This window comes from Arthrobacter sp. MYb213 (genome assembly GCF_002979915.1).
Lineage (GTDB): Bacteria > Actinomycetota > Actinomycetes > Actinomycetales > Micrococcaceae > Glutamicibacter.
The window spans coordinates 534,122-557,511 of record NZ_PCQA01000002.1; the positions used below are offsets into that span (position 1 = coordinate 534,122).

Here is a 23,390-nt window from a genome sequence, read left to right on the forward strand (position 1 = left end):
CCCTTGAAGAGCAGTTCATCGCCTGTTGCCCAGATGGTTGTGGTGGTGCCAGTATGGAAGGGTGGAGAAGTTACCGGAGGACTCGGCTCATCAGGCAGCGTTGAAAGCTGCTAGGTATAAGTTAGCTAGCGAGCCCCAAGCACCTGTCCCGGTGGACGAATATGCGCAGAAGACCGGTCGGCCCAGCGTGAGTGGTCCACCGCGCACACCGTTGCAGTTCCACGCACAAGACGAAGCTTGGGAAGTAGCCAATACCGTCTTAGATGAAGCCTTCGCCCGGGGAGACTTCGATAATCTTGCGCTGTCCGGTCAAAACATTGATCATCTTACGTCCACCGATGATCCGGACTGGTGGCTGAAATCAATGATGCGCCGCGAACAGCTCACCGGATTAGGCCCGCCGGCTTTGACCTTGCGGGTGGAAGATCAGCAACTTGAGCAGACATTGGATGCTTTACCCACGGCCGCAACGGTCCGTGCACATCTGAGCGACTTTAACCAGCGTATTGTCGAGGCACGCCGTCAGCTGCTTGGCGGTCCCCCGGTCATCACCAAGTTGCGCAATATAGATGACGAGCTGCAAGCGTGGCGCGAACGCCGCGGTACCCGGGTTCAGCCGCCTGTGGAGAGAACGATAGAACCCAAGCGTCGCTGGTGGACCCGGCGAAAGTAGTTCCCCGCTTAAGCGACGAATGCCGTCTCAATCCCCGAGGGGTTGAGACGGCATTCGTACTAGAAAGCTAAAGTCTGAAGACTTTGAGGCTTACCAGGAAGACTTGGTGATGCCCGGAAGCTCACCACGGTGTGCCATGTCGCGGAAGCGAACACGGGAGATACCGAACTTCTGGAAGGTACCACGTGGGCGACCGTCGATCGAGTCGCGGTTGCGGACGCGGATCGGCGAAGCATCGCGTGGAAGCTTCTGCAGACCCAGACGTGCAGCCTCGCGGGCTTCGTCGGTTGCGTTCGGGTCAACCAAGGTCTTCTTCAGTTCGAGGCGCTTTTCAGCGTAACGCTCGACGATGACCTTGCGCTGTTCGTTCTTTGCGATCTTGGACTTCTTGGCCATGTCTTAGCGCTCCTCTCGGAATTCAACGTGCTTACGGACAACAGGGTCGTATTTCTTCAGAACCATACGGTCTGGGTCGTTACGACGATTCTTGCGGGTCACGTAAGTGAATCCGGTACCGGCGGTCGACTTCAGCTTGATGATAGGACGTACGTCCTTATCCTTCTTTGCCATATTAGAGCTTCACACCCTTCGCAAGTAGATCGGTCACAACAGCATCGATACCGCGAACATCAATGAGCTTGATGCCCTTAACCGAAAGGGTCAAGGTCACGTTGCGGCGCAGGGATGGAACCCAGTAGCGCTTCTTCTGGATGTTCGGATCGAATCGACGCTTATTGCGACGGTGCGAGTGGGAGATGCTATGTCCGAAGGCCGGAGTAGTACCGGTTACCTGGCAAACAGCTGCCATGATCACTCCTTAGTTAGTTAGTAGTAAAATTCGGCGGTTCTCGCGCGCAGTGTCCTTACCGAAATAACGACACCACTTAGTGCGTTATGAGCCCCGCCAACCAGTGAAACACCGTTAATACTGCACACTAGGAAGGTAACCAGGCTGGGTGAGAACCAACCGAAGAGCCTTAAAGTATGTAAGTCGGTGAACTTCGTAACCGGTTGAGCAATTCCCCGTACTCAGGTGGTTACGATATTCGGTATTACGGGCTACGCGTACCTGCTGTTCCACCATCATGGCGGCACAACGAAACACGCGATTAACGCGTTATAAGAATATCTGGGATTGCTCAGAGAGCCAAATCGGAGGTCGGCTCGTCCAGAACCCAGTGATCCTCGTCCAAAACCTTAACGACCTTGCGAGAAATTCTCGCTAGATCCTTAATATCCTTGTCATCTAGGGATTCAAGAAGAAGTGAGCGCACGGTTTTCACGTGATGTGGCGCCATCTTGACCACCGCATCCCAACCCTGCTTCGTTAATGAGGCGATCTTCACACGCGCATCTCCGGCGGACTGTGAGCGAATCACCCATCCGCGCTTCTCCAATTTCTTCACCACATGTGACAGACGCGACAACGAAGCGCTGGTGCGCGCGGCAAGATCCGTCATGGTTAACTCACGCTCTGGTGCCTCAGAGAGCATCGCCAGCATGTGATAGTCGAAGAGTGTAATTCCTTCGAGACCTTGGAGGTCCGAGTCTAAAGCTGCAGGGAGCAAAGACATTACCGTGTTCAGTCCCAGCCAGGCCGTTCGTTCTTCGGCAGTTAGCCAGTCGACTTGTTCACTCATGTAATTTCACACCATTCTTCGCTACCGCACTGGCAGTTAGTCGCATTGCCTCGTGGGAATACTCTAATCGCTAGAATGCTACCCTGTCGCGCCCTATTTTTCTCGGCTCAAACCCATTAAGTATGCGCAGTTGGGTAATTTATGCACTAGGTTCCGTGGCGATAGCCCCAAAGGAGTCGCTGTCGGTAAAAGGATCCTGAGCCACCGACAGGTGTTTTACTTGTCCTCATTGAGAGATTCGTCCATTTGACTGCCTTCCACCAGAAACGTGGACACCGGGTTAGCCCGTGACACAAGAAAAGACCCGTCGGCCTGAGTAACTTAGTGGGCCAACGGGTCGTGTCTTGTCATCAACGGGTGTTATCCCTCGGCTAACCGCTTGCGCCGTCGGTAAGCCATCACCTGTCCGACAATAACTACCAGCAAGGCAGCGATGAACATTGCCGAACCAATGACGTTTGCTTGGGCCGGGATACCGCGGGTCGCGGCAACGTAGATGAACTTCGGGAACGTCTGGAAGGTGCCGGAGTTGAAGTTAGTAATGATGAAGTCATCAAAACTCATAGCGAATGACAACAATGCGGCCGCCACAATCCCAGGCACTAGCAAGGGGAAGGTAATCTTCCAGAATGCCGCTCGCGGAGTGGAATATAGGTCAGCCGCAGCCTCTTCTAAGCGTGGGTCAAGTGACGAAACACGTGCTCGCACGGTCACAATCACAAAAGACATACAGAACACGATATGCGCGATCACAATCGTGGTGTACCCCAGTTCCCACCCCAAATTCAGGAACTGAGCCAGTAACGAGGCTCCAAGTACCACCTCAGGGGTGGCCAGCGGAAGAATAATGAGAACGTCGGTCAGCTTACGAAAACGGAATTTGTACCGCACCAACCCGATGGCAATACAGGTACCTAAGGCAGTAGACACGATGGTCGCCACCACACCCACCTGCAAGGAATTGACCAAAGACTCACAGACGGCCGGCGCACCACAGGGGTTTTGCCAATTCTCGAAGGTGAATCCACGCCATTCAAGGTTTGTGCGCCCGGCGTCGTTGAAGGAGAACACGAAGATATACGCGATAGGTACCAGCAGGTAGACGAAGGCCAGTCCACCGATGGCAGGAATGATCCAGCGCCCTATTTTTTGTTTCATCATTGGCTCCTACATCAATTCCTTGGTACCGAAACGCCTGATATAGAGGGTGACGAGTATCAGGATGGACAGCATCAAAACGAAACTCAGCGCTGCGGCGCCCGGGTAGTCGATGACCTTAAAGAATCTTGAATCGATTACCTGTCCGATCATTGTCGTGTTTCGGTTGTTGCCCAACAGCGCGGCGTTCACGTAGTCACCGGCCGCCGGAATGAAGGTCAGCAACGTCCCGGCAAAAACTCCGGGGGCAGACAGTGGCAGGGTCACTTTGAAAAATGATGTCACCGGGCTGGCGTATAAATCCCCCGAGGCCTCTAAAAGTCTGGTGTCTAGACGGCCGAGGTTCGCGTAAATCGGTAGCACCATAAAGGGCAAAAAGTTATATGTCAGGCCCGCTACCACCGCGAAGGGTGTTGCCGTCAGATGTCCATCGGCGGGAAGCACCGCAATAAGCTTTAAGGTTTGTGCCACCCATCCTTCATCGGCCAGGATTTGCTTCCACGCTTGGGTGCGCAGAATGAAGCTAGAGAAGAATGGTGCAATCAGCAGCACCAGCAAAATGCCTTGAAGCAGGCCATGCTGGCGTAAACGTACCGCGACTAGATAAGCCATGGGGTAGCCAATAAGTAAGGCCAGCACCGTGGCAATCAGCGCGAAGCCAAAGGAACGCACCAGCTCGGACCAGTAAGCGCTAAGCACCGTGACATAGTTGCCAAATTCTAGGGCAGGAACAAATTCGCCAATCTCCGCGCCTTCGGGTCTGGCGTACAAGGACATCGACAACAGCACGATCACCGGAAGGGCAAAGAACAGGAAGAGGACCAACATGCCTGGGACCACGAGGTATACCCCGGTACGTCCCTTGCGTCGTTCTGCCTTAATTTCGTCCGCGCTACGTAGATCGGCGATTTTCCCCTTATTGGTCATCACCATTTTGCTCATGTCTGATCCACCCCGGCGTCAACTACCTCGTCACCGGCCAGTCCGAAGGAGTGAGCGCTGTCCCAAGACAGGTACACCGTATCCCCCATTTGGGCAGGTTGTTGCCCACGGTTCTGCGAGAAGGTTCCGATCCGCCCAATGCCTGGCACCTCGATCAGGTATTCGGTGGTGGTTCCGGTAAACGACACATCAATGACCTGACCGCTCAACTCGTTGTATCCCGTTGATTCTTGGGGAGCCTCACGATGTAGGTGAAGTTTTTCCGGGCGCACACCAATGACGATGTCGCCCTCATGTTGCACAGCCCGTTCAACGGGAATCAAAACCTTGCAACCGGCGGTTTGTGCTTCGATGAGTCCTTCTTGTTGACCCACAACCTGAGCGCGCATGAGATTTGATTTGCCTAAGAAGTTCGCCACAAAGGCGGTCTTCGGCAATTCGTACAGATCACGCGGTGCACCCATCTGTTCGATGCGTCCTTCATTCATCACCGCAACAACATCAGCCATGGTCATGGCTTCTTCTTGGTCGTGTGTGACGTGGATAAAGGTCAATCCGACCTCGGTTTGAATCGCTTTGAGTTCAAATTGCATCTGCCGGCGCAATTTCATATCCAATGCACCGAGAGGCTCGTCAAGCAACAGCACCTGAGGACGGTTAACTAGTGCCCTAGCCAATGCGACGCGCTGTTGCTGGCCGCCTGAAAGCTGCTCGGGACGCCGGTTAGCGAGGTGATCAAGCTCCACCATTTTTAGACCTTCCCGGGCCTTTTCCATGGCTTGCTTGTCTTTTTTCCGTTTCAGTCCAAAGGCCACATTTTCCAGCACCGTCATATGCGGGAACAAAGCGTAGGACTGAAAGACGGTATTCACTTCACGCTGATGGCTGGGCAACGAAGTGACGTTCTTACCCCCGATAAGAATTTCTCCTTCGCTGGGCGCATCCAATCCGGCGATCATTCGAAGGGTGGTCGATTTACCACAACCTGACGGTCCCAATAAGGCAAAAAATGTTCCCGAAGGGACGGTGAGGTCAAGGTCTTTCACTGCAATGAACTCAGCAAAGCGCTTGGTAATGCCCTTAAGTTCTAGGTCCGCACCTTCGCTGCGCGGCGGGACCGTGGGTTTCCGGGATGTTTCTGCGGTGTTGGTACTCATCACGTTCTATACCCCAATTACTTCTTGGAACTGGTTTTGGAAGTCATTTTCTTCCTCCACGCTCAGTTCTCGTTCGGTGCTTGCATTGTTCAAGAATTCTGCGGTAGGGAAGATCAACGGATCATTGACTAGGTCCGGGTCAATTTTTTCCATCTCTTGCTGTGCGCCTACCACGGGGCACAGATAGTTCACGTAGGCAGCGACTTCTGCGGCCACATCTGGCTGGTAATAGAAGTCCATCAGCTTCTCCGCGTTTTTCTTATGCGTTGCTCCAATGGGAACAGTGAAGTTATCTGACCAAATCAATCCACCACGCTCAGGCATGATGAACTCCCACTTATTGCCCTCTTCATAGTTCAGCTGCGTGATGTCCCCCGAGTAGGCAATTCCGGCTAGTGCATCGCCAGAAATAAGATCCTGCTTATACGAGTTGCCCTTGATCTGCCTGATTTGGCCGTTCTGAATATTTTTATCGAGTACTTCTAGAGCTCCAGCGAATTCGTCCTGCCCCCATTGACCGGCGATATCTATGCCTTGATCAAGCAGGAGGATCGGAATCGTGTCACGCATTTCATCCAGAAGCGTCACCCGTCCCTTAAGCTCTGGACTCCAGAGGTCTTCGACGTTGCGTAGTCCTTTGGGGAATGCTTCCTTGTTCCACACCAATCCGGTGTAACCCGATTGCCAGGTCAGTGATTTCGTACGTCCCGGATCAAAGCGCACATCTTTCAACTCGGGGAGCAGATTTTTGATATTTGGAATATTTGCGTGGTCTAGTTCCTGTGCGTATCCCAGACGCATCACACGCTCGGTCATCCAGTCGGTCAGCACGATCAGGTCCTGACCGATATCTTGTCCGTCCGCCAACTGAGATTGCACCTTGCCGTAGTAAGAATCGTTGGAGTCGATGTCTTCGACGTACTTCACATCCAAACCAGAGGACTTCTTGAATTGCTGCAAGGTTGGGTAGTTTTTTGCCTTGTCGTCATAGTCCAAATACAGAGTCCAGTTGGCCCAACGGACAAGTTTTTCGGTGTCAGAAAGATCTGCCGCGGGAGCTAATGAAGCCGCGGAGGAACTACTTGCACCCTTAGTGCCGCACGCAGTGAGTAATCCAGCTAGTGCCAAGCCGGCAGCGCCGGCGAGTACCCCTCGCCGGCTCGCCTGAGCTTGCCCAATAGCTTGGGAGAGTTTCATCCGTTGATCGTTCAGCGCACGTTGACGTGACATATATCCTTAGGCTCCAATCGCACTTTGGAATTCGCTACCGAGGGTAGTTTCTTCTTCCGCGTCCAAGGCTCGAAAGACATGAGCATGACTGAGGTCTTCTTCGGTTGGGAAAATTAGTGGGTTATCCATCAGGCTCGGATCAATTTTTTCCATCTCTTCTTTGGCTCCGGTGACGGGACAAATAAAGTTCACATAGGCGGCTACCTCGGCAGCTACCTTTGGCTCATAGTAAAAATTCATCAGCTTCTCGGCGTTAGCTTTACGTGGAGATGCGATAGGAACCATCAAGTTATCGCTCCACAGCGTGCCGCCAGCCTCGGGAATGGCAAATTCCCATTGGTCATCATTTTCAAAGTTCATCTGCACTATGTCTCCGGACCAGACAATGCCTGCGATGGCATCGCCAGAGATGAAATCTGACTTGTACGAGTTGCCCTTGACCTGACGAATCTGACCATTTCCAATGTTCTTGCGCAGGTCTTCAAGGGCGGTACCGAATTCGTTCTCGCCCCATTGGCCGGTGATATCTACCCCATGGTCAAGCATCAGCAACCCCATGGTGTCGCGCATTTCGTCAAGCACGGTGACCCGCCCCTTGAGTGCTGGGTCCCAAAGGTCTGAAACATTTTTCAGCCCCTTAGGGAACTTCTTTTTGTTCCAAGCGATTCCGGCGTAGCCGGTCTGCCAGGTGACAGAGTTCTTGCGGCCTGGGTCAAAATCGACATCTTTCAGATCAGGCAGAAGATTGGCGAGGTTCGGGATGTTTGCGTGGTCAAGTTCTTGGGTGTAGCCCTGACGAATGATGCGCCCGGCCATCCAGTCGGTGAGCGTGATGAGGTCCTGGCCAATATCTTGACCCGCTTTGAGCTGCCCTTGGACTTTGCCGTAGTAGGTGTCGTTGCCATCAATGTCTTCAACGTAGTTAACGCTGATACCGGTCTTCTCTTTGAACTGGTCAAGAGTCGGATAACCTTTGCTCTTCTCGTCATAGTCAAGGTACAGCGTCCAGTTCGCCCAGTTCACGGTTGGATCGGTAGCGGAAATATCTTTGACGCTGACTGCTGATGCTGAACTCCCGCCACTTTTGCCGCCGGTTCCGCAAGCTGCCAACAGCCCACCCAGACCCAGAGCGCCAGCGGCCCCCAAAACTCCGCGGCGTGTCATTGAGCGCTGGCTCATCGCTTGGACCAGTGCACGGATCTGTGGATCTTCAGGTAGTTGTCGTCGCTGGGGAGACATGATTCCGTCCTAACTTTGAGGGCTCAAACAGCTTGGCGGCTGTGACGCGCCACACAAGATATCAATGACGTTCATAATGTCAGCTCTTCGCCATCGAAACAAGGGATTTACGCAAGTATCAATGTTAAATCTGTGTTTCTAATGCTGGAAACAATAAAAATTGCCCCTTTCGCAACTGGATCAGTAGATGTATGGTCGGTGCTATACCCAAAACGCCGGCAGTTTTTGGGTGGCGACTACGCATCGAAAGACCCGGGAGGTCGATAACGAATGACCATGCCACCGCATAACCACATAGCGGCGACCATCGATGAAATTTCTAAAGAAATCATCGAGCAACTGCAAGAGGATGGACGACGCTCCTATGCAGCCATCGGCAAAGCAGTGGGCCTCAGCGAGGCCGCGGTGCGTCAGCGCGTGCAGAAATTGGTGGACAGTCGAGCCATGCAGATCGTTGCGGTAACCAATCCATTGGAGCTGGGATTCACCCGGCAGGCAATGATCGGAATTATCGCCTCAAGTGACATCAACGCCACGGCAGATCGAATCGCAGAAGTACCCGAAGTGGATTACTGCGTAGTGACCGCGGGAAGCGCCGACATCTTGGCCGAAGTAATTTGCACCAGCGACGAGGACCTCTTGCGAGTAATCAGTAAAATTCGCGGCACCGAAGGCGTTGTCAGCACTAATACATACACGTATCTTTCACTGAAAAAACAGGAATACAACTGGGGAACACGATGAGTCAAACTCCACGCGGTACCGATCGACAGCAAGCTGCCCGCGACCATCTTTGGATGCACATGGCACGCCACTCAGGTCTTCACGATGGTGGGACCGTACCAATTATTTCCCGCGGCAGCGGGCATAAGATCTATGACGATCAAGGCAAAGAATATATCGATGGGCTCTCCGGGCTCTTTGTTGTTAACGCCGGGCACGGGCGTGCGGAACTAGCCGAAGCGGCAGCAAAACAGGCAGAAAAATTGGCCTTCATGCCACTGTGGTCTTACGCCCACGAACCGGCAATTGATCTCGCCGAACGACTAGCGCACTATGCTCCCGGAGATCTAAACCGAGTCTTCTTCACCACCGGTGGCGGTGAAGCTGTTGAATCAGCTTTCAAACTGGCCAAACAGCACTTTAAGATGAAGGGCTTCCCGGGAAAAACTAAAGTTATTTCCAGGGCCTTAGCCTACCACGGAACACCGCAGGGCGCTCTGGCGATTACTTCCCTGCCGGATATGAAGACTCCCTTTGAGCCACTGGTTCCGGGAACCTTTAGAGTTCCAAACACTAACTTTTACCGGGCCCCGGAAATGTTTGCCGAGAACGAGAAAGACTTCGGGCTTTGGGCTGCGGAGCGAATTCGTGAGGCCATTGAATTTGAAGGCGCCGATACCGTCGCTGCGGTGTTCTTGGAACCCGTTCAGAATTCCGGTGGCTGTTTCCCACCGCCTCCTGGCTACTTTGATCGCGTCCGTGAGATCTGTGATGAGTACGATGTCCTGCTCGTCTCCGATGAGACTATTTGCGCCTTTGGCCGCATCGGTTCGATGTTCGCTTGTAACGACTTCGGTTACGTCCCGGATATCATCACCTCGGCCAAGGCACTGACCAGTGGGTACGTTCCATTGGGTGTGATGGTGGTTTCAGACAAGCTCTTTGAACCATTCAAAAAGGGCGACACCACTTTTTACCATGGTTATACCTTTGGTGGTCATCCAGTGGCCGCGGCGGTGGCGATGGCGAATCTTGATATTTTTGAGCGCGAGGGGCTCAACGACAACGTCAAGAACAATGCCGATAACTTCAAAACGACGCTGGATAAGCTCAAGGATCTCGATATCGTGGGCGACGTGCGCGGGGCCGGCTACTTCTATGGCATTGAACTGGTCAAAGACAAGAAAACCAAGGAAACCTTTAACGATGATGAATCCGAAAGGTTGCTACGTCAGTACCTCTCCCCTGCACTGTGGGAAGCCGGGCTATATTGCCGCGCAGATGATCGTGGTGATCCGGTGATTCAGCTGGCTCCACCACTGACCATCGCGCAACCAGAATTTGATCAGATCGAATCGATCCTGCGCTCAGTTCTCAAAGAAGCGGCAAACAAGATTTAACGAAGTTTCAGATATTTTCAAACAACACAGCTGGCGGTCGACTCCCCACAAGGAGTCGACCGCCAGCTGTGTTGTTCTGGGGGTGATTTAGCGCTGCAGTGCCGTTCGAGCCGAGGCAAGGCGATTCAACGCCAACGCTCCGATCAACAGGCCGAAGTCACGCAATGCCACGTCAAAGTAGCCAGGAAGGATCAGCAAGTTCACGATGATCCCCAACAGCCAAAGGCTCACCACCACCGAACCGATTTTCGGTCGCAACGCCACCAAGATACCGGCCGCAATCTCCACAACGCCTACGGCGTACATAAACAATTCCGGCGACACCGGGATGATGTCAGTTGCCAGCGGCGCGAGGTAATGGGTCCAATCGGTGAGCAAGTTGAAAAACTTGTCCAGCCCAAACAAGATCGGCGCCACCGTGAAGATGGTTCGCAACAACAAGAATGCTTGGTGCTCCAACGCCTGGGACCGCAACTCTGAGGATCTAGCTGTTATTGAAGACATGCTGACCCCTCCTTTCTAAAAGTAGTAATCATAACTTTAGAATTAGTGGGCTTCTAAATCAACTAATCACAACTTTAGATTTAGACTGTTTATATGCAACTCTTTTCTCGTAAACGCTCGGTCCACGCCGTCTCGGCCTTGGCCGATCCTCTGCGGGCAAAAATCTATGAATATCTGCGCCGCACCACCGAACCTGCTAGCCGTGATGCGGTCGCTCAGGCGTTGGATCTGCCCAGAAATACAGTGTCTTTCCAGCTGGAACGGTTAGCGAAGGAAGGCCTACTGACCTATGAATTCAGAAAACTCGGTGAGACTAGCGGCCCCGGCTCCGGCCGGCCTTCAAAACTGTATTCGCTAGTTACCCAGGAGATCGAAGCCAGCGTCCCGCACCGCGAATACACGTTGGCGGCCCACATCATGGCCCAAGCCATCGAACGCGCCACGCGAGAGCAACGTCCGGTCAATGAATTGCTCGCCGAGGTTTCTCGCGAGTCAGGCCAAGCCTTAGCAACGTCCAGTGAGTCTCTGGACCAGATGCTCACTAAAGGCGGATATCTGCCCGAGACTGACGAGGCAGGCTCAATTCATCTAACCGACTGTCCTTTCCATCAGTTATCCGCACAATTCAGGGACACCGTGTGCATGATGAACAGAGAACTTCTTGGAGCCGTCGTAGAAACCAGTGACGCCCCGTATCGCTCCTGTCCGGTATCACCCAAAACCGGGCACTGCTGCGTGCGGCTGGATCCCACATCCAATAAATAGTCGCCTAAAAATACTTACCGAGCCTAGAAACCACTAAACTCCTCGCGACTGCTGTTACTTATGCAAAGCGTTGCGGGGGTTTCCTTCTTCTCTATCCTCTCCGCAGAATCAGGGCTAGGCTGGGGCCACCAGTGGTCAGGCGAGCATGCCACCAGGGCAACAACGCCTGGAGTGCAAAGGATCTGCCATGAGCCCGAACCCGGAACCCGTTAGTACCAATGTTGATGCGGCCAGCGCCCGAAAAATTGCCGAGGCCTCCCGTGAACAGACGTGGGAACGTCCAAGTTTCGCCAAAGGTATCTACATGGGCAACGTAGACTTTTCGCTGATCACCCCCATGCCAATTCAAGATGCGCAATCTGCCGCACGTGGCGAAAAATTCCTTTCGCAACTAATCCCTGTCCTCGACGGGTTCGACGCAGCGCGCATTGAACAAGACGCGCGCATCCCCGAGGAATACATCAAAGCGCTACGCGAGGTGGGGGCCTTTGGAATGAAGATCCCCGAAGAATACGGTGGCTTGGAGCTGAGCCTGCTTGATTACGGGCGGGCTTTAATGCGGGTTGGCTCTGTCTCCCCTGCCATTGGTGCATTACTTTCGGCCCACCAATCAATCGGGGTACCCGAACCGGTCAAAAGCTTTGGAACGGCAGAACAAAAACGCACCTATCTTCCGCGTTGTGCGGCCGGTGAGATCAGTGCATTCCTGCTCACCGAAAATGATGTGGGCTCTGATCCGGCCCGGCTAGGTACCTACGCCACGCTCAGCGAGGACGGAACCCACTACCTTGTCGAAGGGTCAAAACTCTGGACCACCAATGGTGTAGTCGCCGATTTACTCGTCGTTATGGCGTTGGTCAAACCACATGAGGCTCAAGGAGCCGAACCTGCAGGCAAGGGCGGGATTACCGCCTTTATCGTGGAAGCAAACAGCGCCGGCATCACCGTAGAAAATCGCAACGCATTTATGGGACTGCGGGGAATCGAAAATGGAGTGACACGGTTCTCCGCGGTGCGTGTTCCAGTAGAAAATCGACTAAGCCGTGAAGGCTCCGGGCTGAAAATTGCGCTGAGCACACTAAATACCGGCCGATTGTCCATTCCTGCCATGTGCGCTGGAGCAGGAAAATGGTCCACCAAAATTGCTCGTGAATGGTCCGCAGCCCGAGTGCAATGGGGTCTGCCCGTAGGTAAGCACCAAGCAGTTGCCGCCAAGCTCTCCTACATGGCAGCGAGCACCTACGCCCTGGAAGCAGTCTTCGAGCTGAGCGCGAGCCTGGCAGACGCAGGCATGAAAGATGTCCGAATCGAAGCAGCCCTCGCCAAGCTCTACAGTTCCGAGGTCTCTTGCAAAATTGTTGATGAGCTAATTCAGATTCGCGGTGGTCGAGGCTACGAAACCGCTGCCTCACAAGCGGCCCGTGGAGAACGTGCGGTGCCCGCCGAACAGCTACTTCGTGATTTACGAATTAACCGCATCTTCGAAGGTTCCACCGAAATCATGCATCTTCTGATTGCCCGTGAAGCGGTGGACGCACACTTGCAAGCAGCTGGAGCTCTGGCGCAGGCAGGTTCCAGTCTGGAGGATAAAGCCCGAGCCGCCGTTGATGCCTCCGGTTTCTACGCACGCTGGTTACCCAAACTTATGGTCGGAGCCGGGACCGTGCCAGGATCCTTTTCGGAGCAAGGCCCGCTGGCCAAGCACCTACGCTTTATTGAACGAAGCTCTAGGCGTTTGGCGCGTCAAACTTTTGCCGGGATGGCGCGCTGGCAGGCAGGCATGGATAAACAACAAGTCTTCCTTGGCCACATCGTTGATATCGGTGCCGAACTTTTTGCGATGGCAGCAACAATCACTAAGACTCTGTCCTTGCATGAGGCTGGAGCACCCGAAAGATTCTCCGCCGAGACGCTCGCACAAGCTTTCTGCGACCAAGCAACCAAACGATGCGAAGAACATTTTAGGCATTTATGGAACAACACCACCCACCGTGATGAACAAATTGCGTCCAAACTCTTGAACGGAGATTTTGAATGGCTAGAAGACGGCGTTCGCGATGTTTCCGAAAATACCGGTCCATGGATCGCAGAGTGGTCAACTCAGAGCATGCCCGATGCACGCAAACCATATGGCACCGAAGCGTGAATCCGAAGCTAAGCCTTGCTTCGGAAGAATCTATTGCACGCTGGGATGATGCTCAACGAAACCTCGCGGTCTAACTCAGCGTTTGTCATCACAACGAGGCTAATGCTCGAAACGGGCAACGGTCGCCTCCGAGCGCCGGCGAGGAATTCAAGCGCCGAAATTCAGGGCACACTAGGTACTCGTGTCCATTTGAGTAACTGCGTCAGGATAGTTTTTGCTGTTATCCATGCATCCGATACCAAAGCAACGCGACTTGCAGGCTCGCCCTAGACTCCGCGGTTCCCAGCGAAACACCAAGCTTGTCTTCCAGTTTCGTCAGCCGGGCGTAAAGCGTGGGACGAGATAGGTAGCTTTCCTTAGCTAAGCTGCTCTTGTTTCCCCCATGGTTCAGAAACAGCTCCAGCAGTTCAAGCCCATCTGGATCTACTGGGGAAAGTAATCCGGATAGTTCGGTAAGCGCGAAGCTTCGCATTCGTGCATCCTGCCCCATCGCAGAAAGCACCCCGCGCAGACGCAGATCCGCAAAACGATAATAAGGACGGGCCCGGGTAGGAAGGTTAGGGACAATCTCGGCCACGTGCGCGGCCTCTTCCAACCGGCGAGCGCTAGCACCAATGCTGACCTCCTCCGCTGCCACTCCGATGGCAATATGCGTTGTGAGCATTTCGGTGAGTTGGCGGGTAAAACGTTGTAAGGCGTTGGCCACCAGTTGTTTGGCGGATACCGGCACAATAACTGCAAGGCACCCTGAGCGCAGTGAGCCTGCAAGCACTCCCACGCGCATGTTTTCTGCCACTTGGTCAATCACTTCCAACACTTCTCGTTCGCGAAGTTGTAGGTCTGTGGGGCTGTAATTGTCCGCTTCGGCCAGGGCGATGACGAGCGGTACATAGTGCGATCCGCTATCTAAGCCTAGAGATTGGGCACGGATAGCGACTTCCTTGTCCGTATATGAATGATGTTGTTGTAGCTCATGCATCATGGAGGTGCGTGCTTGATAGAGCAGCTCACGTTGGTCACGCCCGGAGAGCCTGGCGATAGTTAGGGTCTGGCCGGCACGTTCAAGAACCAGTGCTGCGTTATGTTCATCGTCTAGTTCCTCCGGGACGACTAACCTGCCCCAACGGTTTCGCACCGCACCTACCGGGGTTTGTAACCAGTTTTCACTGCCGTGCCCACGCCCGGTTTGCTCCGCGTAGCCCACAAATTTTGAGCGGTTCATCCAATGTGCCAGCACCGATTCGGCGCCGTATCCGGCTCCGGAGTGAGCCAGCACGTGGTGGCGTACATCTTCGAGGACTACCGGAGCACCAAGTAGCTCGGAGGTACGTTCCACGATCCGTTGTTCATTTGCTTCGTTCAGCGATAGTTCGGTGTAGATTTCGTGGACGTTGCGGGAGAACTGCACGGCAGACAATTGTTCGGAAACAAGCCGTTCGTGGATGACCTCGGTGATCTGCACAAAACGTACTTTTTTACGCAGATGGATTACCGGTAGTTCCAGACCCTGCGCTGCGTCGGCTAAGTGCTTTGCCACCTTTGAGTTCGCGTGCCCCGGGTCGACTAGAAGTTCAACAATCACTCCGGCGGCACCAGCGTGGGCTAGTTGGTTCATGAATGAGCGCAATCGTTCCACTGTGGGTTCCACATTGCGTAAGGTCGTCAGCACCACCTCGCGCCCAAAGAGCAGATCAACGTTGTCTGCCGATTCGGTGACATGGACCCAACGCAGGTTCACATCCAGATTTTTCGCCCCGGAGAGAACCAGCGGATCAGCGTCTTGAACTACCGGTAAAGCCAAGACATCACCCATGGTCAAAGAGCCCGCGGTTCTTGTACTCATCATTCACACCTTTACAGAGCGTAAGTATTACCTACTAAATCATGACACATTGCATGTGTCGCCAGTCATATTGGTGACGCAAGATGGAGTCAGATATCAATTCACGCTTTGAAGGGAAGATCCATGACGACTACTGTCACCGAAACTCTGCAGCACTGGGTTAACAACGCTCCATTCACCGGTGAGGGCGATACCCGCACCGCCAAGGTCTACAATCCAGCCACCGGTGAAGTAGCGCGCGAAGTAGCTCTCGCTTCCAAGAAAACTACCGAATCAGCAATCGCCTCCGCCCGCGAAGCATTCCCGAAGTGGCGTGACACCTCGTTGGCTCGCCGCACCGCCATCATGTTCAACTACCGTCAGCTGCTTGCCGAACGCAAGGGTGAGCTGGCCGCCATCATCACCGCCGAACACGGCAAGGTGTTAGACGACGCCTTGGGCGAAATTGCCCGTGGTATGGAAATTGTCGAGCTGTGCTGCAACGCCCCCTACTTGCTCAAGGGCGAATACTCCGAGAACGCTTCCACCGGCGTGGATGTTCAGTCCCTGCGTCAGCCGGTCGGCGTCTCCGCCATCATCTCTCCTTTCAACTTCCCGGCAATGGTTCCCCTCTGGTTCTTCCCGGTAGCCATTGCCTCGGGTAACTCCGTTGTACTCAAGCCTTCGGAAAAGGATCCTACTGCTGCACAGTGGATGGCAGAGCTCTTCGCCGAAGCTGGTCTGCCCGAAGGTGTACTCAACGTTGTACACGGCGATAAGGAATCAGTGGATACCTTGTTGACCGACCCACGAATTGATACCGTATCGTTCGTTGGATCCACCCCCATCGCGCAGTACGTTTACTCCACAGGTGCCGCCCACGGCAAGCGTGTTCAAGCCTTCGGTGGAGCGAAAAACCACATGCTCGTGTTGCCAGATGCAGATCTGGAACTCGCGGCAGATATGGCGGTCAACGCCGGATTCGGCGCCGCCGGTGAGCGTTGCATGGCGATCTCCGTAGTGGTTGCGCTAGACACCATTGCCGATGAACTAGTCGCTAAGATTGCTGAACGCGCCAAGAAGCTGCGCGTAGGCGATGGAACGCGTGGTTGCGACATGGGCCCACTGATCACCGGCGAACACCGTGACAAGGTCGCCGGATACATCGAACAAGGCATTAGCTCCGGCGCGGAGCTGGTAGTTGATGGTCGCACCGGAACGCTGGATGCCGAAGGTAACGGGTTCTTCTTGCACCCGACCCTGTTCGACAAGGTCGGTACCGATATGTCCATCTACACCGATGAAATCTTCGGCCCAGTCCTGTCGGTAGTTCGGGTAGAAACCTTCAACGATGGTATTGACCTGATCAACGCCTCGAAGTACGGCAACGGCACCGCGATCTTCACCAATGATGGTGGCGCCGCCAGACGTTTTGAGAACGAAATCCAGGTGGGTATGGTCGGCGTCAACGTGCCGATTCCGGTACCGGTGGGTTACCACTCCTTCGGTGGTTGGAAAGCCTCGTTGTTCGGTGACCAGCACGCTTACGGCCCGGAGGGCTTCAAGTTCTTCACCCGCAACAAGGTCATCACCACGCGTTGGCTTGACCCAAGCCACGGCGGCATCAACCTCGGCTTCCCGCAGAACGACTAGTCTGCATCCCCTTCTCAGTGGTTCCAGTAGAAAGAACTAGATTCATGACCGAGCAGCTCACCACCGAAATTTCGGCGGAAGAGATTGAGGCAGGCAAGCGCGCCTACCAGCTGGACCGCGACCACGTATTTCATTCGTGGCAGGCCCAGGGGCCATTCGCTCCAATGACCATCCTGAAAACTCAGGACTCTTTTGTCTGGGATGGCGAAGGACGCCAACTGATCGACATTTCCAGTCAGCTAGTGAACACAAATATTGGCCACCAGCACCCCAAGGTCATCGCGGCGATTCAGGAGCAGGCGGGCAAGATTGCCACCATTGCCCCGCAGCATGTTAATGACGCACGTTCCGAGGCGGCCCGGCTCATCGCCGAACGCACCCCGGGGGATTTGAACCGGATCTTCTTTACCAACGGTGGAGCCGATGCGGTAGAACATGCGATTCGCATGGCGCGGTTGCATACCGGGAAACACAAGGTGCTTTCGGCCTACCGTTCCTATCATGGTGGTACTCACCTCGCGGTGAACGTAACCGGAGATCCACGGCGTTACGCCTCGGATCACGCAACCGACGGGGTGGTGCACTTCTTCCCTGCTTACCCCTACCGTTCCTACTTCGGGTCAACCACCGAAGCCGAGGAAACCGAGCGGGCGCTGAAGCACTTGGAGGACACCATCATCTTGGAAGGTGCCTCGACTATCGGCGCGCTAATTCTCGAATCGATTCCAGGCACCGCCGGAATATACCTGCCACCGGCAGGTTACTTGGCGGGAGTTCGGGAGTTAACCCGTAAATACGGGATCGTTTATATCGCCGATGAGGTCATGGCAGGCTTCGGCCGTTCCGGTGAATGGTTCGCGGTCAATCACTGGGATGTCACCCCAGATCTGTTGACCTTCGCCAAGGGAGTGAACTCCGGCTATGTTCCACTAGGTGGTGTGGCGATCAGCGAGGCGATCTATGAGACCTTCCGCGAGCGTCAGTACCCTGGAGGCCTGACATATTCTGGGCATCCACTGGCGTGCGCTGCGGCGGTGGCAACCATCACCGCAATGGAAGACGAAAATATGATCGCCAATGCGAAGCGTCTCGGCGAGGAAATTATCGGTCCCCGTCTGGAACGTTTTTATGCCGACCATCCGTCGGTTGGCGAGGTGCGTGGCACCGGAGTGTTCTGGGCCATTGAGCTGGTGAAGAATCGTGAAACTCGTGAGCCATTAGCGGCCTACGGCGGCTCGTCAGCGCAAATGAATGAGGTCGTCGCGGCGGCCAAGGCCGCCGGTCTGTTGCCGTTCGCAAACTTCAACCGACTGCATGTGGTTCCGGCCATGAACATTCCGGACGAGGTTCTTATCGAGGCACTGGACCGCCTAGAGCAGGCACTGGTTGTCGCGGACAAGTTCGTGACCGTCTAACGATGAGCAATATGAGGCCCGGAGCAAGCACCCATGGTGTTTCCTCCGGGCCTTTTTGCGTTTTCCTTCCCTACTAAGACCAGGACGTCAAAGTGATCCCCACAGAACTCAACGAGTCCACCGCATTGCTACTGAACGCACATCCACAAGCTTCCACAGATCGGCAAGCCTGCCAGCAGGCAAGCATTGACCGTTCAGGTTTTATCCCGGACAGCTTTGCCGATGGGGTGATCTTTGCCCAAAGCATCGATGATGTGGTGTTGGCGATGAGTCTGGCCCATCAGCACGGGGTGAAGATCGTTCCGCGTGGGGCTGGCACCGGTCTGGCCGCAGGATCCTGCGCACAAGCCGGCGAGGTGGTGCTCGATTTGTCGCGGATGAACCAGATCTTGGCCATTGATCCTGTAGAGCAGCTAGCCGTGGTCCAGCCAGGAGTGCTCAATGCTGAAGTAAATCGAGTGGCCGGAGAACATGAATTGTTCTACGCACCAGACCCAGCAAGTACCGCAATCTGCTCTATTGGCGGGAATGTTGCCACCAACGCGGGCGGCATGTGGTGCGCTAAGTATGGGGTGACCCGCGAGTCGGTACTCAGCCTGTTGGTAGTGCTGCCCGATGGCCAGTTATTACGCACCGGACGTCGCACCATCAAGGGCGTAGCCGGGTATGACTTGAACGCCTTGTTCATTGGTTCGGAGGGTACCTTAGGCATCGTGGTGGAAGCGGTACTGCGCTTACGTCCCAAACCTCGCTTCACCTCCACTATGGTGGCCTACTTCGTCGATGAAAATACCGCCGCGCAGGCCGCCTCGGCGGTCATCGCTGCCCGCTTGCAACCCTCGGTACTCGAACTAATGGACGGCAAATCTCTAGGAGCGATTGATGCAGCACTGGGGACCGAGCATCAACAGCGTGGCGGAGCGTTGTTATTGGCACAGACCGATGGATTCGGCGCACAACTTGAGATGCAGGCACTCACCCAGGCAATTGCCCCGTTGGCCAGCCATATTGAACTTGCTGAAAATGACGACGAGGCCCACGCCCTGATCGAAGCGCGACGCCAAGCGATCCCAAGCATGGAGTTACTGGGGACAGTATCGATCTGCGATATCGGTGTGCCGCGCAATCGCCTGGCCGAGGCATTCGCCGGGTTACAGCGCATCGAAGCCGAGCGTGGCGTAGAAATTTTCACAATTGCCCACGCAGCGGACGGAAATCTACACCCAATCATTGTGGTTCCCGAAGGGCAGTCCATTACAACGGGCGCCGCAAAACTTGCGTTGGCTGACATGTTCTATCTGGCTAAGGAATTAGGCGGGACGCTCACCGGAGAACACGGAATCGGATTACTCAAGCAGGACTGGCTGGCCGAGGAAATTGGTGAGACTTCCTTGCAGCTGCAGCGACGTCTACGCGCAGTCTTTGACCCTCAAGGAACTCTCAATCCAGGCAAAGCAATCTAGCGCCGAGGAATCAAGAGTGGTTGTGCAGGCGGCGAATACCAAACGGTGCGCACAACCGGGCGTTTGCGACATCGGATAGTGTTTATTTGCTCTAGCTAACTAGCCTTAAACTCGTTAGAATAATGCGATGGATGCCAGCAAATTCGCCGATGTCAACTTCGTGATCCCACTGTTTTATCTCGGCGTTGCGGTGGTTTGCTTGTTGATCTTCATTCCCCTGCTCATCCATGGGATGTTACGCCGGCGAAAGTTCTCCACTCTGGTCGACGGATACCAAACCTATGCGTTACGTTCGTCCATTCGCATTGAATTGATTGTCTCTGCGCTCGTTGCAATTTTGACCATCATGTTTCTCGCCATGGGCGCCACTGGTTATTTTGATTCAAGGAATAACTTGGAAGCTAATATTCAACTTAAATACAACCCCACCCAACTTGAGCTGGGGCCGTGGAATGGTTCATGGGCTACCGCGGATCTCACGCTGTCTGACGGCACGGTCTTTGACGACGTTGAGGTCATGCTCCAAGACTCTGGAGAACCATTTATCGAAAAGGTTTGGTACCACGAGCGCGACAAACGTAACGAGTAGCCTCCCAAAACTAGAGAGTATGTAATACTGATCCCCGGATCTAATTTGCGCACCATATGAAGCGCCTACACAAAAGGGGAAAACACGATGATGGGTATGAATGGTGCACCGGTAGGTGATCCGTTTCAGCCTCACCTGCAATGGGGCTTGAAAGCGTCCTTCGTAGGATATATTTCATCGCTACCCGACGGGCGAATCGAAGCATCCAATGGTGTCTGGCAAGTCGGTAATAATCTGGCATTTCCGGTTTCCAACCAAACCGAGGCCCCCGAGGGAGAACTTCACTTTAAGGGCAGCGTCTCCTTTGAAGGACACGGTGGAATGATGAAACTTGATCTGATTGAGCCACACATTGAAGAGCACGGTGACAAAATCATGCTCAGCGTCGCAGATCAGTCCGGTACCCGCGCACCGTTGGCCGAACTCACCGAAACTACGGTGTCAAACGCCTTCGGGCTAGTAAAAACCCGCTTTGAAGCACGACTCACCGATCAAGGTTCCCTCCTATTTAACGGTCAGTACAAAGCTGGACAAGAGATGGAACCAGTAGAGATTGTGCTACGCAGCTAATTGCCAAAGTAGTTGGCAAGGACCGCAACTATTTTCATAGTGCACAACTCGCCGTAGCGGGTTTACCCCAGATACCTCCCCGAACCCGGTAGTGAGCAGAGAACATGCTGCGCCACCAACGGCCTTTAGCGATAAATACTCACGGTTAACCAGCGAAGCAGAGGTTGGCCTATTAAAGGCCTGCTCCTTCTACTAGAATTCATGAACGACATCATGTGGCTTCGTTGTCGAAAGGTGCCTGCATAGATGTTGGCGTCAGTACTGTTTCTAGTTGCGTCGACTTGTATTGATTCGTGGTTGTGCGGCCTTCCCGCTTGCCATCCGAAGCAGGATCATCAAATTCTTCCAGTAGTGCATCTCTGATGATCCTGCGCGGATCGTATTGGCGCGGATTGAACTTTGCTAGGTTCAGCTCATCGAATTCGTCGCCCAGCTCCTGACGGAGCTGGGTTTGAGCACCGTCGGCAAGACGTCGTAATTCCCGGATCAAGGTCGCAAGTTTTTTAGCGTAGTACGGAAGTTTTTCTGGTCCGATCAATACGGCTGCAAGAATACAGAGTACGACGAACTCGCTGCTGTTGATACCTGCAACGCTCATTCGAAACACCCCCTTGGTACTTTCCGCCGGTTCGTCAGACCTGACTCAGGCCCCACAATGGCTATCGCGGAAATCATGAACTACGAGTCAGCAGCCGCGATACAGTTTCCTCGCAGGTTGACTAAGTAAGAGTGTTGAGGCCATTACAACGTAATTTTCGTTATCCTCGGAGTTCCGCATGCGTTATGAGACCTCATTTACTCTTCAACCACAGAGGTCTTGGTTCGCCTGGCGACTTCGCGCCTTAATACTTTTTTTGTCCGGAACCTGCAGATCTGCGTAATCCTGACCGAGGATCAGCTGTAGGCTATCGCCTTCATAAACAGTTGTTTTTATGTCGAGCTTTGTGGCTTTTGCCAGTTCAGTGGCAGCCTTTTTCGCTCCTTTGGAGTCAGGGATTAACAAACGAGTGCGTTTTTGTAGCGTTGGCGAATTACTGAGTCCAGAGACTGTAAAACCATTGGACGTCGCCAGCTGGGAATATTGGTTGGCAAGACCGTTGACGTTTGTGCCGTTAGTTATCAGCACACTAACCTCACGAATTGCAGACGCTGCCTCTTCTTTTCTACTGAGATGATCTTCCTTATCCGAGTTCACCGGAATATCTTGGCTGATGCGTTCAAAGATGAGCTTTGCGTCAGGGGCCGGAACAACGCGATTGGGGTTCTCCGGAGCCGGTTCAGTGGGCATCGTTGTGAAAGTTATCTGATCGGTGGGTACTGCTTGAATTCTTGCTGCCAAGCCCGTAAGTTCCGCCAACGAACTCAAATCAGGGTCGACGGTCATGGAGGAGGTAATCGCGTCAAGGAATGCATAGATCCGGTCTGGACGAGTGAGCACTTCTTTGCTCTTGGCCCGTTGCACAATCGCGGACATCACCATCTGTTGGTTACCCAATCGGGCGATGTCGCTCCCATCACCAATGGCGTGTCGGGTTCGAGCTAAGGCGAGCGCGTCCGGTCCGTCCAAAGTCTGTTGCCCCGCTGGAAGGTTCAGATTTGCTTTGGAATCCCGCATCGAGTTGTTCAGACAAACCTTGATCCCGTCCAGTGCGTTGACGATCGAGATAAATCCTTCAAAATTCACTTCAATAAAGTGATTCAGGTGAACACCGGTCAGTTCTTCCACGGCAGCGACCGAACAAGCCGGACCGTAATTAAGCGCGGAGTTGATCATGCCATATCCACCGGAATAATATCCGAACCCGGTATCTTCACATGCTGGGCGATGCAGCACAGTATCCCGGGGAATTTGAATCGCTTCGATACGCCCATTTCCTGGGGGCAGATGCATCAGGAGCATGGAATCGCTCCGTTGAGAACCTGTGTCAGCACCAAAACCAGTGGAACTGAACTCGCGACTATCCGATCCAAGGATCAACACGTTTAATCCCTGGCTCGAATCAGGGATATCGACTTCAGAAGCCCTGAGTGCTGAAACTTTGATATTTCCTTGCAGACGCAGAATCCCAAAACAGGCAACCACCAGTACCGCTAGGGAGATCACAATCGCAGTCACAGCGAGAATGCGCCGGCGGCGTCGCAGAAAAAAACGTCTACCGGATACCGGCGGTCGCTGAATGGTCATGGATCCGTATTCCCCTGTTTGTGTACTGTATCGAAATGCATATCCAGCAGAACACGGGGTAATTCATGAAAACCAATAGCCGACGCGATCTGATCTATACCTCAGATGCATGAGAC

Annotated in this window: 23 protein-coding genes; 10 read left to right on the forward strand and 13 right to left on the reverse strand. The window is 53.9% G+C overall.

Going from position 1 to position 23,390, the window contains the following annotated elements:
* Window positions 1–61 precede the first annotated feature (61 nt).
* Window positions 62–673: a DnaJ family domain-containing protein gene (locus CQ011_RS06870; protein WP_105675857.1), complete on the forward strand. Its 612-nt coding sequence runs from the start codon at window positions 62–64 to the stop codon at window positions 671–673.
* Window positions 674–763: 90 nt separating this feature from the next.
* Here CQ011_RS06870 and rpsN read toward each other — a convergent pair whose 3' ends face one another.
* The 9 genes from rpsN to CQ011_RS06915 all read right to left on the reverse strand — a co-directional run bounded on the left by rpsN (window position 764) and on the right by CQ011_RS06915 (window position 8,039).
* The gene (gene rpsN, locus CQ011_RS06875) at window positions 764–1,069 is read right to left on the reverse strand and encodes a 30S ribosomal protein S14 (protein ID WP_096255557.1); all 306 of its coding nucleotides are present in this window, start codon (window positions 1,067–1,069) and stop codon (window positions 764–766) included.
* Window positions 1,070–1,072: 3 nt separating this feature from the next.
* A complete protein-coding gene (rpmG, locus tag CQ011_RS06880) occupies window positions 1,073–1,243 on the reverse strand; it encodes a 50S ribosomal protein L33 (protein WP_022874359.1) in 171 nt (56 codons plus the stop codon).
* Window position 1,244: 1 nt separating this feature from the next.
* Window positions 1,245–1,481, reverse strand: coding sequence for a 50S ribosomal protein L28 (gene rpmB / locus CQ011_RS06885; protein ID WP_096255559.1), 237 nt, complete (start codon window positions 1,479–1,481; stop codon window positions 1,245–1,247).
* A gap of 331 nt (window positions 1,482–1,812) precedes the next feature.
* Window positions 1,813–2,313, reverse strand: a complete 501-nt coding sequence (locus tag CQ011_RS06890) for a MarR family winged helix-turn-helix transcriptional regulator (RefSeq protein WP_105675859.1) — start codon at window positions 2,311–2,313, stop codon at window positions 1,813–1,815.
* 360 nt (window positions 2,314–2,673) lie between these two features.
* Window positions 2,674–3,471: an ABC transporter permease gene (locus tag CQ011_RS06895; RefSeq protein ID WP_105675861.1), complete on the reverse strand. Its 798-nt coding sequence runs from the start codon at window positions 3,469–3,471 to the stop codon at window positions 2,674–2,676.
* A 9-nt stretch (window positions 3,472–3,480) separates the two neighbouring features.
* Complete coding sequence (locus tag CQ011_RS06900; RefSeq protein WP_286161112.1) at window positions 3,481–4,413, reverse strand: ABC transporter permease; 933 nt, start codon at window positions 4,411–4,413, stop codon at window positions 3,481–3,483.
* Complete coding sequence (locus CQ011_RS06905) at window positions 4,410–5,570, reverse strand: ABC transporter ATP-binding protein (RefSeq protein WP_105675863.1); 1,161 nt, start codon at window positions 5,568–5,570, stop codon at window positions 4,410–4,412. The genes CQ011_RS06900 and CQ011_RS06905 overlap by 4 nt, the downstream gene beginning before the upstream one ends.
* A 6-nt stretch (window positions 5,571–5,576) precedes the next feature.
* The gene (locus CQ011_RS06910; RefSeq protein WP_105675865.1) at window positions 5,577–6,800 is read right to left on the reverse strand and encodes an ABC transporter substrate-binding protein; all 1,224 of its coding nucleotides are present in this window, start codon (window positions 6,798–6,800) and stop codon (window positions 5,577–5,579) included.
* 6 nt (window positions 6,801–6,806) lie between these two features.
* Window positions 6,807–8,039 carry an ABC transporter substrate-binding protein gene (locus tag CQ011_RS06915; protein WP_105675867.1) on the reverse strand — a complete coding sequence of 411 codons (1,233 nt, stop codon included), beginning with the start codon at window positions 8,037–8,039 and terminating at the stop codon, window positions 6,807–6,809.
* 270 nt (window positions 8,040–8,309) lie between these two features.
* On the opposite strand from CQ011_RS06915, the gene CQ011_RS06920 reads away from it, so the two are divergent.
* Both CQ011_RS06920 and CQ011_RS06925 read left to right on the forward strand, forming a co-directional pair.
* The gene (locus CQ011_RS06920) at window positions 8,310–8,783 is read left to right on the forward strand and encodes an Lrp/AsnC family transcriptional regulator (protein ID WP_105675869.1); all 474 of its coding nucleotides are present in this window, start codon (window positions 8,310–8,312) and stop codon (window positions 8,781–8,783) included.
* Window positions 8,780–10,162, forward strand: a complete 1,383-nt coding sequence (locus tag CQ011_RS06925; RefSeq protein ID WP_105675870.1) for an aspartate aminotransferase family protein — start codon at window positions 8,780–8,782, stop codon at window positions 10,160–10,162. Before CQ011_RS06920 ends, CQ011_RS06925 begins: the two co-directional genes overlap by 4 nt.
* 87 nt (window positions 10,163–10,249) lie before the next feature.
* Here CQ011_RS06925 and CQ011_RS06930 read toward each other — a convergent pair whose 3' ends face one another.
* Complete coding sequence (locus CQ011_RS06930; protein ID WP_105675872.1) at window positions 10,250–10,666, reverse strand: DoxX family membrane protein; 417 nt, start codon at window positions 10,664–10,666, stop codon at window positions 10,250–10,252.
* 93 nt (window positions 10,667–10,759) lie between these two features.
* Between CQ011_RS06930 and CQ011_RS06935 the strand changes: the two genes are divergently transcribed.
* Together CQ011_RS06935 and CQ011_RS06940 are read left to right on the forward strand one after the other, a co-directional pair.
* A complete protein-coding gene (locus tag CQ011_RS06935) occupies window positions 10,760–11,431 on the forward strand; it encodes a helix-turn-helix transcriptional regulator (protein WP_105675874.1) in 672 nt (223 codons plus the stop codon).
* 187 nt (window positions 11,432–11,618) lie between these two features.
* Complete coding sequence (locus tag CQ011_RS06940) at window positions 11,619–13,577, forward strand: acyl-CoA dehydrogenase family protein (protein WP_181148016.1); 1,959 nt, start codon at window positions 11,619–11,621, stop codon at window positions 13,575–13,577.
* Window positions 13,578–13,797: 220 nt separating this feature from the next.
* Here CQ011_RS06940 and CQ011_RS06945 read toward each other — a convergent pair whose 3' ends face one another.
* Window positions 13,798–15,420 carry a PucR family transcriptional regulator gene (locus tag CQ011_RS06945; protein WP_181148017.1) on the reverse strand — a complete coding sequence of 541 codons (1,623 nt, stop codon included), beginning with the start codon at window positions 15,418–15,420 and terminating at the stop codon, window positions 13,798–13,800.
* 123 nt (window positions 15,421–15,543) lie between these two features.
* On the opposite strand from CQ011_RS06945, the gene CQ011_RS06950 reads away from it, so the two are divergent.
* The 5 genes from CQ011_RS06950 (at window position 15,544) to CQ011_RS06970 (ending at window position 21,089) form a co-directional block, all read left to right on the forward strand.
* Entirely contained in the window at window positions 15,544–17,052 is a 1,509-nt protein-coding gene (locus CQ011_RS06950) for a CoA-acylating methylmalonate-semialdehyde dehydrogenase (RefSeq protein WP_105675880.1), read from the forward strand.
* Window positions 17,053–17,096: 44 nt separating this feature from the next.
* A complete protein-coding gene (locus tag CQ011_RS06955) occupies window positions 17,097–18,467 on the forward strand; it encodes an aspartate aminotransferase family protein (protein WP_105675882.1) in 1,371 nt (456 codons plus the stop codon).
* 92 nt (window positions 18,468–18,559) lie between these two features.
* Window positions 18,560–19,930, forward strand: a complete 1,371-nt coding sequence (locus tag CQ011_RS06960; RefSeq protein WP_286161113.1) for an FAD-binding oxidoreductase — start codon at window positions 18,560–18,562, stop codon at window positions 19,928–19,930.
* Between the two features lie 127 nt (window positions 19,931–20,057).
* On the forward strand, window positions 20,058–20,519 hold the full coding sequence (locus CQ011_RS06965; RefSeq protein ID WP_105675884.1) for a hypothetical protein: 462 nt from the start codon (window positions 20,058–20,060) through the stop codon (window positions 20,517–20,519).
* 87 nt (window positions 20,520–20,606) lie between these two features.
* A complete protein-coding gene (locus tag CQ011_RS06970; RefSeq protein WP_105675886.1) occupies window positions 20,607–21,089 on the forward strand; it encodes an HtaA domain-containing protein in 483 nt (160 codons plus the stop codon).
* 211 nt (window positions 21,090–21,300) lie between these two features.
* On the opposite strand, the gene CQ011_RS06975 is transcribed toward CQ011_RS06970, so the two are convergent.
* Both CQ011_RS06975 and CQ011_RS06980 read right to left on the reverse strand, forming a co-directional pair.
* Complete coding sequence (locus CQ011_RS06975) at window positions 21,301–21,687, reverse strand: twin-arginine translocase TatA/TatE family subunit (protein WP_105675888.1); 387 nt, start codon at window positions 21,685–21,687, stop codon at window positions 21,301–21,303.
* Window positions 21,688–21,891: 204 nt separating this feature from the next.
* Window positions 21,892–23,274, reverse strand: coding sequence for an LCP family protein (locus CQ011_RS06980; RefSeq protein WP_105675890.1), 1,383 nt, complete (start codon window positions 23,272–23,274; stop codon window positions 21,892–21,894).
* Between the last annotated feature and the right edge of the window lie 116 nt (window positions 23,275–23,390).